General features: G+C 71.7%; 11 protein-coding genes. 3 read left to right on the forward strand and 8 right to left on the reverse strand.

Going from position 1 to position 14659, the window contains the following annotated elements; genetic code table 11:
- Window positions 1–109 precede the first annotated feature (109 nt).
- The 8 genes from exaC to OCT49_RS33775 form a co-directional block, all read right to left on the reverse strand.
- Complete coding sequence (gene exaC / locus OCT49_RS33740) at window positions 110–1633, reverse strand: acetaldehyde dehydrogenase ExaC (protein WP_283855585.1); 1524 nt, start codon at window positions 1631–1633, stop codon at window positions 110–112.
- Window positions 1634–1736: 103 nt separating this feature from the next.
- Window positions 1737–2987 (reverse strand): GAF domain-containing protein, encoded by a 1251-nt coding sequence (locus tag OCT49_RS33745; protein ID WP_283855586.1) that lies wholly within the window; start codon window positions 2985–2987, stop codon window positions 1737–1739.
- A gap of 104 nt (window positions 2988–3091) precedes the next feature.
- The gene (locus tag OCT49_RS33750) at window positions 3092–3685 is read right to left on the reverse strand and encodes an N-acetylmuramoyl-L-alanine amidase (RefSeq protein WP_283855587.1); all 594 of its coding nucleotides are present in this window, start codon (window positions 3683–3685) and stop codon (window positions 3092–3094) included.
- Window positions 3686–3718: 33 nt separating this feature from the next.
- Window positions 3719–4735 carry an acetamidase/formamidase family protein gene (locus tag OCT49_RS33755; protein ID WP_283855588.1) on the reverse strand — a complete coding sequence of 339 codons (1017 nt, stop codon included), beginning with the start codon at window positions 4733–4735 and terminating at the stop codon, window positions 3719–3721.
- 16 nt (window positions 4736–4751) lie between these two features.
- Window positions 4752–6218 (reverse strand): APC family permease, encoded by a 1467-nt coding sequence (locus OCT49_RS33760; protein ID WP_283855589.1) that lies wholly within the window; start codon window positions 6216–6218, stop codon window positions 4752–4754.
- 377 nt (window positions 6219–6595) lie between these two features.
- Window positions 6596–7945, reverse strand: coding sequence for an esterase-like activity of phytase family protein (locus OCT49_RS33765; protein ID WP_283855590.1), 1350 nt, complete (start codon window positions 7943–7945; stop codon window positions 6596–6598).
- 170 nt (window positions 7946–8115) lie between these two features.
- A complete protein-coding gene (locus tag OCT49_RS33770; RefSeq protein ID WP_283855591.1) occupies window positions 8116–9456 on the reverse strand; it encodes an SWIM zinc finger family protein in 1341 nt (446 codons plus the stop codon).
- The gene (locus tag OCT49_RS33775) at window positions 9453–12350 is read right to left on the reverse strand and encodes an SCO1167/SCO6262 family helicase (RefSeq protein WP_283855592.1); all 2898 of its coding nucleotides are present in this window, start codon (window positions 12348–12350) and stop codon (window positions 9453–9455) included. Before OCT49_RS33775 ends, OCT49_RS33770 begins: the two co-directional genes overlap by 4 nt.
- A 314-nt stretch (window positions 12351–12664) precedes the next feature.
- Between OCT49_RS33775 and OCT49_RS33780 the strand changes: the two genes are divergently transcribed.
- From OCT49_RS33780 to OCT49_RS33790, 3 genes are all read left to right on the forward strand, one after another.
- On the forward strand, window positions 12665–13744 hold the full coding sequence (locus OCT49_RS33780) for a fatty acid desaturase family protein (RefSeq protein ID WP_283855593.1): 1080 nt from the start codon (window positions 12665–12667) through the stop codon (window positions 13742–13744).
- Between the two features lie 107 nt (window positions 13745–13851).
- Window positions 13852–14034 carry a tail-anchor membrane protein gene (locus OCT49_RS33785; RefSeq protein ID WP_283855594.1) on the forward strand — a complete coding sequence of 61 codons (183 nt, stop codon included), beginning with the start codon at window positions 13852–13854 and terminating at the stop codon, window positions 14032–14034.
- A gap of 28 nt (window positions 14035–14062) precedes the next feature.
- Window positions 14063–14593: an MOSC domain-containing protein gene (locus OCT49_RS33790; RefSeq protein WP_283856025.1), complete on the forward strand. Its 531-nt coding sequence runs from the start codon at window positions 14063–14065 to the stop codon at window positions 14591–14593.
- The last annotated feature ends 66 nt before the right edge of the window (window positions 14594–14659 follow it).

A 14659-nucleotide genomic window follows, 5' to 3' on the forward strand; every position in this document is an offset into this window, starting at 1 on the left:
ACTGGAAGAAGAGGGTCATTTCGGTTCCTCCCTCATGGGAAGGGCCTAGCGCTCCAAGAAGGCGCCTGACCCGGGGAAAGCCCCAGGTCAGGCGCCTTCTTTCGTACCGCTAGAAGAATCCGAGCTTCTTGGGCGAGTAGCTGACCAGCAGATTCTTCGTCTGCTGGTAGTGCTCCAGCATCATCTTGTGGTTCTCCCGGCCGATTCCGGACTGCTTGTATCCGCCGAAGGCCGCGTGCGCCGGGTACGCGTGGTAGCAGTTCGTCCAGACCCGGCCCGCCTGGATGGCGCGGCCCGCCCGGTACGCGGTGTTGATGTCGCGCGTCCACACGCCGGCCCCGAGGCCGTACAGGGTGTCGTTCGCGGTCCCGATCGCGTCGTCGAAGTCGGAGAAGGGCGTGACGGCCACGACCGGGCCGAAGATCTCCTCCTGGAAGACCCGCATCCGGTTGTTGCCCTCGAAGACGGTGGGCTGGACGTAGTAGCCGCCCGCCAGCTCCCCGTCGTACTCGATGCGCCGGCCGCCCGTGAGGACCTTCGCGCCCTCCTGCCTGCCGATCTCCAGGTACGAGAGGATCTTCTGCAACTGGTCGTGGGAGGCCTGCGCGCCGATCATCGTTTCCGTGTCCAGCGGATGCCCGGCCACGATCCGCTCGGTGCGGGCGATGCCCGCCTCCAGGAACTCGTCGTACAGCCCGCGCTGGATCAGCGCGCGTGATGGGCAGGTGCATACCTCGCCCTGGTTGAGGGCGAACATGGTGAAGCCCTCCAGGGCCTTGTCGCGGAAGTCGTCGTCCTCGTTCCACACGTCGTCGAAGAAGATGTTGGGCGACTTGCCGCCGAGTTCCAGGGTCACCGGCCTGAGGTTCTCGGAGGCGTACTGCATGATCAGCCGACCTGTCGTCGTCTCGCCGGTGAAGGCGATCTTCGCGACGCGCGGACTGGAGGCGAGGGGCTTGCCGGCCTCCGTCCCGAAACCGTTCACGATGTTGACGACGCCCGGCGGCAGCAGGTCGGCGACCAGCTTCAGCCATACGTGGATGGAGGCGGGGGTCTGCTCGGCCGGCTTGAGGACCACCGCGTTGCCCGCCGCGAGCGCCGGGGCCAGTTTCCACGTCGCCATCAGGATCGGGAAGTTCCACGGGATGATCTGCGCGACGACGCCGAGCGGCTCGTGGAAGTGGTACGCGACCGTGTCGTCGTCGATCTCGCCGAGCGAACCCTCCTGGGCGCGCAACGCACCGGCGAAGTAACGGAAGTGGTCGATGGCCAGCGGGATGTCGGCCGCCAGGGTCTCCCGGACCGGCTTGCCGTTGTCCCAGCTCTCGGCGACCGCGAGCTCCGCCAGATGGGCCTCCATCCGGTCGGCGATCCGGTTGAGGACGATCGCGCGGTCGCTTGCCGACACGGCTCCCCACGCGGGTGCGGCGGCGTGCGCCGCGTCCAGGGCGAGTTCGACGTCCTCGGCCGTACCGCGGGCGATCTCGGTGAAGGGGTGGCCGTTGACGGGGCTTGGGTTCTCGAAGTACTGACCGCGGGCGGGCGGCACGTACGCGCCGCCGATCCAGTGGTCGTAGCGGGACTCGTACGAGACGATGGCGCCCTCGGCACCCGGCGCGGCGTAACGGGTCATCTCTGTGGCCTCCCGGCTCCGGTGCCGTCCGCCGTTGGACGGCCCTCGGCGCCGAGGGTAGGCAGCGGCACGTTGCAACCCCGTTGCACGCGTCGGCGAGTGCTCAACGCTGCTCGGCGTCCAGCGTCCGGACCCTGGCGAGCAGTGCCGGGCGCCGGGCGGCTGGAGCGGCTGCCGCGAGTGCCCGCCAGGCCGGGAGGTCGTCCTCGCCCCAGGGGCTGTACACCCAGTCGGCCAGCAGCCCCGGGTCGCCGCGCGCGATGAGTGCTGCCCGCAGTTGTTCCTCGAGCCGGTGCCGCAGCCGGACGACGGACGGGGCCCGCGAGGCCGGCAGCAACGGCCCCGGGTAGGCGCCGAGCGCCGCCGCCACCGCGCCCGACGCCAGCCTGCGCGCCACCGTGTCGAAGTCCGCGTCGACCGGGGCGGAGAGCCGGTAGGGGCGGGAGAGCAGGAGCTCCGGGCCGAGCAGCCGTCGTAGCCTGGAGAGTTCGGCGCGCAACGTCACCGGGGTCACCGACTCGTCCTCGTACAGCTCGACGAGGAGTTCGTCGCCGCCGATGCCTTCGGGGCGGCGGGCCAGTGCCACCAGGATCTCGCTGTGCCGTCTGCCGAGCCGGATCCTGCGGTCTTCCGTCACCAGCAGTGCCTCGTCCCGGCCGAGCGCGCTGAGCCGCATGTTCCCGCAGGTCGGTGCGGGGGCGAGCAGCGCGAGGTGCGACTCGGCGGCGCGCGCCACCGCCTGCACGAACGCCAGGCTGTGCGGATGCGCGAGGCGGTCCCCGCCGGTGATGTCCACGGCTCCCAGGACCCGGCCCGTGTGCGGGTCGTGCAACGGCGCGGCCGCGCAGGTCCACTGCTGGACCGGCCGCAGGAAGTGCTCGGCGGCGAAGACCTGCACCGGGCGGTCCACGGCGATGGCGGTCCCCGGCGCGTTGGTCCCGGCCGCCGCCTCGGCCCAGCGGGCGCCCTCCACGAAGTTCATCCGGTCGGCGGCCCGCCGGGTCACCGCGGCCCCCTCCACCCACAGCAGCCTGCCGTGCGCGTCGCACACCGCGAGCAGATGTTCCCCGTCCGTCGCGTAGGCGCCCATCAGCTCGCGGATCACCGGCATGGCGGAGGCCAGGGGGTGCCCGTCCCGGTACGGTCCGAGGTCGTCCGGGCCCAGCTCGACCAGGGCCGCACCGTCCGGGCTGACCCTGGCCCGCGCCGAGCGCCGCCACGACTCCCCGACGACCGGTCTCACCGGCTGCTCCAGCCGGCCCGCAGTGGTGAACACCTCGTGTGCGCGCCGTAGTTGGCCGATCCGCTCACCGGGGTCCGTATCGGCTGCCAGCGCCACCCAGGGGTCTGTCAACTCACCCTCCCGTCAGGAGCGTCGTGAACACCCCATCGTCGTCGCAGTCGGCCGCCGCGACAACTCCGGCGCACGGGAGGACCGGCCCGGGCGGCGCGGGTGCCTCAGCCCGCCGAGTACAGATTGACGAGGCGGATGTAGCGCACCCAGTCCCAGTTCGGGCCGGGGTCGGTGTGGTCGCTGCCGGGGACCTGGGAGTGGGCGAGGATGTGGGCCCGGTCCTTCGGGATCCCGTAGCGGTCGCACACCGACGCGGTCAGCAGGGCCGACTTCTCGTACATCGCGTGGGTGAAGTACGACGGCTGGTCCACCCAGCCCTCGTGCTCGATGCCGATGCTGCGCGTGTTGTAGTCCCAGTTGCCCGCGTGCCAGGCAACGTTCTTCTCCCGGACACACTGGGCGACATAGCCGTCCGACGAGCGCACCACGTAGTGCGCGGAGACCTTCTTCGCCGGGTTCTGGAAGATCCTGATCGTGTTCGAGTACATCTCCTGGGTGACGTGGATGATCACGTACTGGACCGGATAGGACGAAGGGCGGCTCGACACCGTGTAGTTGGAGGTGGAGGCCGGGTTCCAGTGGGCGAGCGGGTAGTCCGTGTCGCCCGCCGCCGTGGCGGCCGTGGCACGGGCGGAGGCCGGGAGCAGGGCGGCGGCGGCCGTCGCGGCGGCGCCCTGGAGAATCCTTCTGCGCTGCATGAACACTCCTGTGTGGGGGGACGGGGAAGGCGGTCAGGGACGGGACAGCGGTGCCGCGGTCTCCCGCAGATGGCGGTGGAGCCCGCGATGGGGATCACCCGCGGGCAGCCATTCCTTGCGGATCTTCGCCACACAGGTGTAGTTGGTGTCGCACACATTGGCCAGCGGCGCTTCACCGGCCTGACTGACCAGTTGGTAGGCGTCGAGCTCGGACAGCCCGTAGTCCCGCGCCAGCCACTGCACGAGATCCAGTTGCGAGATGCGGAAGGCGTCCTCGAGCGGGCGCGCCGAACCGGTCGACATCAGATGGGTGTCGGACTCGATGCGCGGCCACGGCGTGGTGACGCCCTTCAGCAGCTCGACCAGCACCACCGTGTTCATGGCGCACTCCACGGCGACGCCACAGGTCTCGCCCTCGCCCTGGCGGGCATGACCGTCCCCCAGGCTCAGCAGCGCCCCCTCGACGTTGACCCCCAGGTAGCAGGTGACGCCCGCCCTCATCTCCGGCGTGTCCATGTTCCCGCCGTGCGCGTCGGGCACCAGCGCGGATCGCACCTCCAGGTTGGCCGGGGCCACCCCGACGGTGCCGTGCATCGGGTCCATCGGCAGCTCCACCTGGATGTCGCTGTCCCGGGCGCTGAACAGACAGGTGCGACGCGCCCGGTCCAGCTGCCACATCCACACCACCTCGGGCAGCGGGGGCTGGAGCGAGGCGGTGGTGTGGGTGGAGGTGAGCGCCCCGAAGAGGGGGACGGTTGTCGACGCGGCCCAGTCCCGGGCCGGTTCGATGGACACGAAGTGCACCGCGACGGTGTCGCCGGGCTCTGCGCCGACCACGTGGAACGGGCCGGTCTGCGGGTTGAGGAAGGGGAACTCGCAGACCTCGGAGACCAGATCCTTCTCGGAGCGTACCCGGCCGGCGAAGCAGTCCTCCGTGTACAGGTCGAGGAAGGTCCCCGGTTCGATGCGGGCGATCGGCGCCGCCCCGCCGAAGGTCCAGGCGTACTCGCCGTCCTCGGGGCGGACGGTCAGGACACGGGGGTCACTCATCGTTGCACTGCTCCTGTCAGGGTGGCCCGGCGGGCGCCGGGTCGTCGTCGAGATGGATCCGTCCGGTCTGTGCCACCCGCTCCGGATGCCTGCGCAGCAGCACCGCCAGCACGACGATCCCGAGCAGCATCCAGCCGCCGACGACCGGACCGGCGTAGGAGACCGGCGCGCTGAGTTCGGAGACGAAGTCGAAGGCCGGGATGCCCGCGGCCGTCAGCAGCGCGGGCACGAACGCCGCGATGCCCAGCACCGGGAACACGAGATGGAGCACGGGGTTGAACGCGTCGCGCCGCCTGCGCAGGAAGTACCCGGCGCAGGCCAGGTTCACGACGATGTACACACCGATGATCACCGTGACGATCACGGTGGCCAGCAGCACGAACGCCGTCACCGGGTCGTAGCCGAAGCCCAGCCCGAGCGCCGCGCCGACCGCGATCACGAACTGCACGGCCACTCCGGCGACGGGGGAGCGGCGGCGCGGATGGAGCCTCGTGAAGGCCCGGGGGAACACCCCGACGCGACCGAGGGCGAATGCCGTCCTGGTCGACACGTTGGCGGACGCGTTGGCGTTGGCCACCGTCGAGTTGACCACGGCGAGGAAGAGCAGCACCCAGAACAGACCGAACGAGGCACGGGCCACCCCCTCCCAGGAGGCCGCCCCCGAACCGCCGAAGCCGGCGAACCTGTCGGGCCCGAAGTACACGGACATCGCATACGTGGTGAGGACGTACACCAGGCCGATGGAGACCGCCGCGCCGAGCACCGCGCGCCGCATGGTGCGCCGGGGGTTCTTCGTCTCCTCGGCGAGTGGGGCCGCGGCCTCGAAGCCGGCGAAGGCCAGCACCGTGTAGACCGACCCGGCGAAGATGCCGCTGATGCCGTCGAAACCGTCCGCCGTGTGCGAGGTGCCGAACACCGAAAGGGTGTTGTCCGAACCGGCCTGCCCGATCAGCAGTACGGCGAAGACGACGAAGACGAGCACCTCGAAGACGCCGAGCACGGTGCCGAACCGGGCGGAGGCCCGCACGCCGAAGTACCCGGCGAGCGCGATGACCACGGCGCCCAGCAGCGACCACGGCCACCACAGGTCCGCCGGGTAGGAGGACCACTCCTGGTGCAGGGTGCCCGCCGTCGTGAAGCCGAGCTGGATCAGCAGCAGCGCGGGCACCAGGGCCTCGACGAAGACATAGCCCCAGCCGACGAGGAAGCCGACGGCCGGGTGCAGCCCCTGGGCGGAGTAGGTGGCGACGGATCCGGCGGCCGGCAGGTGGCGGGCCAGCTCCGCGACGCACGACGCGGTGAACAGGCACGCGACCAGGGCCACCACCACGGACAGCGGCAGACTGCCGCCCGCGAACGCGGCACCGGCCGGAATCGACGCGGCGATGGCGGCGGCGGGTGCCATCGCCGTGATGCTCTGGAAAAGGACCTCGCGCAGCCCGATGGCGTCGCGCAACAGCCCGCTGCCCGAATCCCCCGACACTCTGTGGCTCCCTCTGCCCGCTGACCGGAATGCGTTGTCCGAAGTACGGCCGAGCGTCCTGCGCGCCCTACCGTACGGGCGCGGCGAGGGCCGGGGGAAGACGCCAGGGAACGAAATCGGTTCCGTGGACGGGGAGAACACCGGAATGTACGGCGATGTCGCCACGGCCACGGCCACGGCCACGGCAGCGGCAGCGGCGACGGCGGCGACAGTGACAGCAACGGCGACGCGGTTCGGCCCGGCCCTCGGGGACGAGTGCGTACCGAGGGGCGGGCCGGACCGGTTGAACTCCCCTCGCGCATAAGGGAGTTACGGCGAAAAGCATCCTTTTCGGGCCGGGTGTGCCGAACTGCCGTCGTGCGCGGGGGAGCCGATGGTCAGTCGCGCAGCGGGTGCGGCAGCTTCAGCAGCGTCACCGATGTCCTGATGCCGCTGTCGACCAGTCGGCCGTTCTCGTCGAACGCCTCGGCGCCGTCGGTCATCCCGAAGTCGTTGTCGTTGATGAGCGCGAGGGTGTCCCGGCCCGTCACCCCCACGCCCTCGATCTTCCCGGGCACGCCCGCGACCTTGCCCAGGTCGACCACCAGACGCTTGCGGAGCACCGGTACGCCCGAGGCCGACGGGTCGGTGAGCTCCTCGTACGACGGGGACGTCTTCGGGTCGTCCCAGGCGGAGCCCAGGATGCCGGAGCCGTGCGGCAGCGACACCCGGTGCAGCCTGGCCGCCTTGTCCGTGCGCTCCTCCACCAGCAGGTCGGCGCGGCCGATCGCCACGACCGAGGAGATCTTCAGTTCGGAGGTGTCGTCCTCGCCCGGGTCCACGACGTCCACCGGGTCGAACCGGTAGGCGTACTCGGCGGTGACCGCGTGCTTCTTCGTCGAGAAGCGGAGCAGTCGCACATTGCGCGAGGACTCGCCTGCGTCCTGGTCGGGCAGCGACAGCGGGCTCTGCACCGCGAGCACCAGATCACCGCCCGGCAGCAGCGCCAGCCCCTCGAAACCACGGTTGATCTTGCGGTGCAGCAGCACTCCCGGCAGCGCCTCCACCACCGGGTAGTCGGCGCCCGTCAGCCCGAGCCCCTGCGGGACGTACCGGGCCAGCACCCGGCCCCGGGCCGAGACGTGCACCAGGGAGGGCCCGTACTCGTCCACGAGCCAGAAGGTGCCGTCGGCCGCGCGGACGATGCCCTCGGTGTCCAGGCCGTTCGGGTCGTACGGGAGGGTCGTTCCCGCGTCGTAGGTGTACGGCGCCTCGTCGCGGGAGCTCTGGTTCGGCAGACCGGTGACCGGCTTGCCGGAGCGGGTGGTGAGGGGGATGGCCCGCACCACCCGGAGGTGCTTCCCGCTGACGCGCACCTTGACGATCGCCGGGTCGAATCCGGGCACGGGGAAGGTGCGCCGCTTCTTCCCGTCGATCTTGATCTGCCCGTTGGGGCCGCGGTCGGTCACCGTCCAGAACTCGCCCTTGCGGCCCGCGGGGTAGATGTCGCTGCCGATGCCGCCGAGCTTCACCCCGCGGTCGTCGGCGACCGTCCCGGGCAGCAGCCGGTTGCTGAACCCGGCCAGCGGAATGTCCCCGAGCACCGCGCTCCCGGTGACCCGCGCGGTGCGCTCCGTACGCCCGTGCCGGTCCTGCGCCCCGGTGGCCGTCCCGGCAACGCACACCGTGCCGAGCAGGGCGAGCGGCAGCCCGACGGCGAGGGAACGACGGACAACACCAGCGGACATGGGGCCTCCTGTGACGCGGAACTGCTCGACGGCCGCCAGGCTCCGCCCTCCTCGTCAACGCACGGTGACGTCCAGCTGAACGGGAGGGCAGAACGCGACGACGGGCGGGGGGCGGGAGCACACGGCCCCACCCACCGCCGGGCGCCGAACCGGCCGGGCGAACGGGCAGGTCAGCCGTCCGAGACGGCCGAGCCGCCCAGCGCGGCCGCCGGATCGTCGTCCGCCGGCCCCGCCGGCATCCAGCGCCCGCCCTCCTTACGGTACGGCCACCAGCGCCCGTCCCGCCCGTAACGGAGCTGTACGCCCTCGTCCACCGCGGTCCAACGGTTGCCCGCCGACCGCAGCCGGGGTTGCTCGCCCTCCTCCCACGCCCCGGCGAGCCGGGACCGCGCCCGCGCCAGGGACTCCGGATCGGGGGTCCACTCCTCGTCGAGCACGGCGAGCGCGGCGGCCCCGCCGTGGTGCCAGGCACGCACCGCCGCGTCGAGCTCGGCCCGTCGCCGCCCCGACCCGGTGGCCAGCCGCGTCATGATCCGGGACTCCGGCCGGGCCTCCGCGGCCAGCCGCACGGCGTCCTGCTCCGGCGTCAGCCCCGCGGCCGGCGGTTGTTCCCCGTGCCCGGGCCGGAGCGCTTCGGTCAGCATCCGGTGGGCGCGGGCCGCGCCGTCCGTCGCCAGCACCTCCAGGGCCGCCGGATCGACGCCGGGACGCGGCTCGGTCTCCGTATCCAGTGACGGCGCGGCGCCGGGCTCCGCGGGCAGCGGCGGGGGAGCGGGCAACGGGGGCAGGATGTCCCGCGCCGCGAACGCTTCGTCCGCCCGCACGCCCCGGACAGCGCCTCCGCCGACTGCGTCCGGACCGGGCTGCCCGTGCTCCTCCGCGAGGGCCGCGATGCGGATCTGGAGCTCGTCCAGGATCCGCCGCTCACCGCGCCCCCGCACGAGCAGCAGCACGAACGGGTCCTGGTCCAGCAGCCGCGCCACCTGATAGCACAGGGCCGCGGTGTGCGGGCAGTGGTCCCACGCCTCGCACGTGCACTCCGGATCCAGGTCGCCGATACCCGGCAGCAGCTCGACCCCGGCCGCCGCCGCGTCCTCCACCAGGTGCGGCGGCATCTCCCGGTCCAGGAGCGCCGCGATGTGCCCGGACCGTTCGACGGCCATCGCCAGGAACCGTTCCCAGTCCGCCTCGTCGAGCTCCTGGAGCAGCACGTCGCTGCGGTACGTGGACGAGTCCCGGTCCCGGACCACCGCCGTGATCCGGCCGGGCCGCACGGTGACCGCGCCCACCCGGCCCTCGCGGGCGAACCTGCGGCCCTTCTTGAGCTGTTCGTTGTCGAGCGCGGTGTCCTCCAGCGCCTTCAGCCACGCCTGGCCCCACCAGGAACCGGCGAAGCCCCGGCCGTGTGTGGGCGGCAGCGCGGCGAAGGTGCGTTCCTGCCCCGGCGCACCACCCTCGTCGTCCCCGTACATGCCGTCGTCGTACCGGTCCCCGTCATAACCGTCGCTCATCGCGCGCCCCCTCGCAGTTTCACCAGATCGGCCAGTTCCGCATCGGTCAGTTCGGTCAGCGCGGCCTCGCCGGAGCCGAGCACCGCGTCCGCCAGCCCCTGCTTGCGGGCCAGCATGTCGGCGATCCGGTCCTCGATCGTGCCCTCGGCGATCAGCCGGTGCACCTGCACCGGCTGGGTCTGGCCGATCCGGTACGCACGGTCGGTGGCCTGTGCCTCGACCGCCGGGTTCCACCAGCGGTCGAAGTGCACGACATGGCCCGCCCGGGTGAGGTTGAGGCCGGTGCCGGCCGCCTTCAGCGACAGCAGGAAGACCGGGGCCTCGCCCGCCTGGAAACGGTTCACCATCGCCTCGCGCTCCGCGACCGGGGTGCCGCCGTGCAGGAACTGCGTTCGCACCCCGCGCCCGGCCAGATGCCGTTCGAGCAGCCGGGCCATCTGCACGTACTGGGTGAACACCAGCACGCTCGCCCCCTCCGCCAGGATGGTGTCGAGCAGTTCGTCGAGCAGCTCCACCTTTCCCGAACGGTCCGTGATCCGGGGCTCCTCCTCCTTCAGGTACTGCGCAGGGTGGTTGCAGATCTGCTTCAGGGCCGTCAGCAGCTTGACGACGAGACCGCGCCGGGCGAAACCGTCGGCACCGGAGATCGCCTCCAGCGTCTCGCGCACGACCGCTTCGTACAGCCCCGTTTGTTCCGCCGTCAGCGACACCGTGCGGTCCGTCTCGGTCTTCGGCGGCAGTTCCGGAGCGATTCCCGGATCGGACTTGCGCCGCCGCAGCAGGAACGGCCGCACCAGCGCGGCGAGCCGCTCCGCGGCCGCCGGGTCACCGCCCTCCGCGGTGTGCGCGTAGCGGGTGCGGAAGGTCCCGAGCTGTCCCAGCAGACCGGGCGTCGTCCAGTCGAGGATCGCCCACAGTTCGGAGAGGTTGTTCTCCACCGGGGTGCCGGTGAGCGCCACCCGGGCCCGCGCGCCGATCGTCCGCAACTGCTTGGCCGTCGCCGAGTACGGGTTCTTCACGTGCTGGGCCTCGTCGGCGACCACCATGCCCCACCGGACCTCCGCGAGCCGTGCCGCGTCGAGCCGCATCGTGCCGTACGTGGTGAGGACGAACCCGTCGCCCTCCAGGCCGGCGAGGCTGCGCGCCCCGCCGTGGAAGCGCCGCACCGGTGTGCCCGGCGCGAACTTCTCGATCTCCCGCTGCCAGTTCCCCATGAGGGACGTCGGGCAGACCACCAGGGTCGGCCCGGCTGCCTCCTCGATGCCCTGGCGGTGCAGGTGCAGGGAGATCAGCGTGATGGTCTTGCCGAGCCCCATGTCGTCGGCGAGGCAGCCGCCCAGACCGAGCGAGGTCATGGTGTGCAGCCAGTTCAGCCCGCGCAGCTGGTAGTCGCGCAACGTCGCGGCGAGTGCGGCGGGCTGGCCGACCGGCCGAGCCCCGCCCTGTTCCCCGGCGGCCTCCGGGTCGGCGACCAACCGGCGCAGCCGCTCCAGCCACCCGGTGGCCCGCACCTCCACCCGGCGGCCGTCGACCTCGGTGGAACCGGTCAGCACGGCCCCGAGCGCATCGATCGGAGCGATCTTGCGGTCCTGGTTCTCGCGGGCGCGCCGCGCCTCCTCGGGATCGATCAGCACCCACTGGTCCCGCAGCCGCACCACCGGTCTGTTGGCCTCGGCCAGGCGGTCCAGCTCGGCCCGGCTGAGTTTCTGATCGCCCAGGGCGAACCACCAGTCGAACGCCAGCAGCGCGTCGGCCGACATGAGCGACGGCGCGTCGGAACCGGTGGGCACGAACCCCTTGCGCTCCTCGTCGTCCCCGTCCCCGCCGTCGGCCGGGCCGATCACCGCGCGTGCGGTGAGCTTGCGGGCCAGCTCCCTGGGCCAGTGCACCTGGACCCCGGTCGCCGCGAGCGCCCGCCCGGCGGGGCCGAGGAGGTCGGCGAGTTCGTCGTCCGCGGGTTCGACGGAATCGGGCACGGCGGCGGACAGCAGCGGGGACAGTGGAGGCCAGGCGCGGGCGGCCCGGCGCAGCGCCAACAGGGTGTCCATCCGGGCCCGGGGGCCGAGCGCGGCGGTGCCCGCACCGCCCGACCAGACCTCTGCGGCATCGGCGACCAGCGCCGGGTCGCTGACGCTGTGGACCTGCAGGACGGCCCGGAAGGCGGGCCCGGCGGCCCCCTCCTCGTCCTCCTCCGGCGCCGTCAGCCCGGACACCTCGACCCGGAGCGACAGCCGGACGCCCGCGTCGTGCCCGGCCGCGACATCGGCGACCCAGGCCCGCTGATCGGGAAGACGTTGCGGCTCGTCGGCGGTGAACGCCGGGCCGCCGCCCGCGAACGCCGCGGCCGGGGAACGCGGCAGACCGTCCGCCACGGCGTCGAGGAACGCCCGCAGCAGCACTTCGGGTTCGGGCAGGAGAACGGGCTCGGCGTCCCCGTCGAGCGGCACCGCGTGGGCGGTGGGGGGCATCGAGGCCGCGAGGGTACGGATCCGTGACTGGTCGTCGGCGGTCAGCGGTCCGACCCGCCAGGCGTCGTGGTCCGTGGCGCTGAGCCCCGGCAACAGCAGCCCCCGGGCCGCGATGTGGAGTGCGAGGAGCGCCGCCGCGCCCCAGAACGCCGCAGCGTCGGAGGCGTGCGCCGCGATCCGTGCCCGCGTCAGCACGGGCAGCGCGTCGTGGACCGGGACCATGCGCGCGAGTACGGAGTGCACCCGGACGTCGGCACCGACGACGTCCAGCTCCTCCACGGCACCGGGGGCGTCCGGCGGAGCGCTGCCGTCCGCATACCAGAAGGCGAAACGGCCGGCACGGGCGGGATCGCCGGGCAGGAAGACCACGGAGCAGGAGGAGAGAGCAGAGATCTCGGAAAGTGTTGCCGCAGGAAGTCTGTGCACAGTGACGCCGAGTTCCTCAAATTTGACTAGTGGGCAGTCGGGTCGCCGAGGGTACTCCACCCACGTCCGTCCCCGCGCGACGAATCATCGTGATCCACATCACTTCCGAGATGTCCGGCTGTTCCTTCCCGCGAGGCCCGGCCGCCCGGACACGCACGGTTCAGGGGCCCAACCACCTTTCGGGGGTGGGGCAGGCCCCCCTGCGACGCCGGGGGTTGTCCCCGGACGGTCCGGGTGCTGGCGCCATGGTCGCCACACCGCGGCAGCCCTACGTTTCTACAGATCAGCCCAGCTTTTCAGAGACCGGAGACCTCATGTCCCAGGCCGTAACCGCCGCCGTGGAGGGCACCCGTGACAGCAGAGGAAGCACCGCGGACCCCGACGGCGATGGAGCCGCTTCGCCCCAGGGAAGCGACTTCGCGCCCCTGCTGCGGGCGGTGAAGGGGCAAGGACTCATGGAACGGCGCACCGGGTGGTACGCGGTGCGCATCGCCACCGATCTGACCGCGCTGGGCGCCGTCGTCACCGGGATGTTCCTTCTCGGCGACACCTGGTGGACCCTGCCGCTCGCGCTGCCACTGGCCCTCTTCTGGTCGCGCGTCGCGTTCGTCGGACACGACGCCGGACACGCCCAGATAACCGGTTCCCGCAGGGCGGGCCGGGCCATCGGCCTCTTCCACGCCAACCTGCTGCTCGGCATGAACGAGGCGTGGTGGAACGACAAACACGTACGCCACCACGCCAACCCCAACCACATCGACAAGGACCCGGACGTCGGCGTCGGCGCCCTGGTCTGGACCCGGAAACAGGCGGCCCAGCGCGAGGGCTTCGCCCGCTGGCTCACCCGCAACCAGGCCCGCCTCTTCTTCCCGATGCTGCTCCTCGAAGGCATCGCGCTGAAGGTCTCCGGCTTCCAGTACCTGCGCCGGCAGCCCGCCCGGGAACGCGCGCTCTCGGCGCTGCTCTTGGTCGCCCACCTCGGCCTCTACGCGGCGCTGCTGCTCACCGTCCTGTCCCCGGGGAAGGCCGTCGTCTTCGCACTCGTGCACCACGCGCTGTTCGGCCTCCACCTGGGCATGGCCTTCGCCCCGAACCACAAGGGCATGGAGATGCCCGACCCCGACGGCGAACGCTGGGGCCACCTCCAGCGCCAGGTCCTCACCTCGCGCAACGTACGTGGCGGCCTCCTCACCGACTGGTTCCTCGGCGGGCTCAACTACCAGATCGAGCACCACCTCTTCCCGAGCATGCCCCGTCCGCACCTGCGCCTGGCGCAGCCCATGGTGCGTGCCCACTGCGAGGCGCTCGGCATGCCGTACGCGGAGACCGGGCTGATCGAGTCCTACCAGCAGGCCCTGCGCCACATGCACGAGGTCGGTGAGCCCCTGCGGTGAGACACCGGCCCGGAACGGAGCGCCTCGGGCGGGCCGGAACCGATCGGTGTGCGGAGGCGTTCTCACAGCAGGAGCGGCTCCGGGCCGCGAAGGAGGAGGTGTGGACGATGTCGAACAGCGCGAAGATCGCCATCGGGGGAGTCGTCGTAGCGGTGATCCTGATGCCGTTCATCGGTTTCTGGTTGTCGTTGCTGGTCCTGATCGGCGTTCCGGCCATTGCGTACCTGCTCCTGGATCCCTCCCAGCGACGCAGGCTCCGTAGGATCACCCGCAAGGAAATAGGGCGCTGACAGGAGGGAATCCGCATTGAGCGGGAGGGTGACGACGGTGAGCAGGAACGAGACGTACTCGTTCACCAAACCGAACCGGGAGAGCATCCGGCTTCTTGCCGGCCTCGGCGTGGAGGGGGACGTGCACGCGGGGGTCACGGTCAAGCACCGCTCCCGGGTCGCGCAGGACCCCACCCAACCGAATCTGCGCCAGGTCCACTTCATCCATGAGGAACTGTTCGGCGAATTGAGGGAAGCCGGATTCGACGTCTCCCCGGGCGATCTCGGGGAGAACGTCACCACCACGGGGATCGACCTTCTCGCCCTCCCAGTCGGGGCCCTGCTGCGCCTCGGCGACGAGGCGGTCGTCGAGGTCACCGGACTGCGCAACCCCTGCCTGCAGATCGACAACTTCCGTGACGGCCTCCTCAAGCACGTCGTGGGCCGCGACGAATCGGGCCGGATCGTGCGCAAGGCGGGGATCATGGGCGTCGTCACGGCCGGGGGGGTGGTCCGGCCGGGCGACCCGATCGAGGTCGAACTGCCCGCAGGGCCGCATCAGGCACTGGAGCGCGTGTAGGGACGAGACGAGGGTGCGACGGACCGGTGCTGCCTCCGGCCCGGCCCTCCGTCCGGGCGCCCGCCC

Source organism: Streptomyces sp. ML-6, assembly GCF_030116705.1.
In the GTDB taxonomy this organism is placed as follows: Bacteria; Actinomycetota; Actinomycetes; order Streptomycetales; family Streptomycetaceae; genus Streptomyces.

Coding starts and splice junctions, on each gene's coding strand:
- OCT49_RS33755 (WP_283855588.1), bottom strand. CDS start 4,735: ATGAGTGACCCCCGTGTCCTGACCGTCCGCCCCGAGGACGGCGAGTAC.
- OCT49_RS33780 (WP_283855593.1), top strand. CDS start 12,665: ATGTCCCAGGCCGTAACCGCCGCCGTGGAGGGCACCCGTGACAGCAGA.
- OCT49_RS33765 (WP_283855590.1), bottom strand. CDS start 7,945: ATGTCCGCTGGTGTTGTCCGTCGTTCCCTCGCCGTCGGGCTGCCGCTC.
- OCT49_RS33785 (WP_283855594.1), top strand. CDS start 13,852: ATGTCGAACAGCGCGAAGATCGCCATCGGGGGAGTCGTCGTAGCGGTG.
- OCT49_RS33750 (WP_283855587.1), bottom strand. CDS start 3,685: ATGCAGCGCAGAAGGATTCTCCAGGGCGCCGCCGCGACGGCCGCCGCC.
- OCT49_RS33770 (WP_283855591.1), bottom strand. CDS start 9,456: ATGAGCGACGGTTATGACGGGGACCGGTACGACGACGGCATGTACGGG.
- exaC (WP_283855585.1), bottom strand. CDS start 1,633: ATGACCCGTTACGCCGCGCCGGGTGCCGAGGGCGCCATCGTCTCGTAC.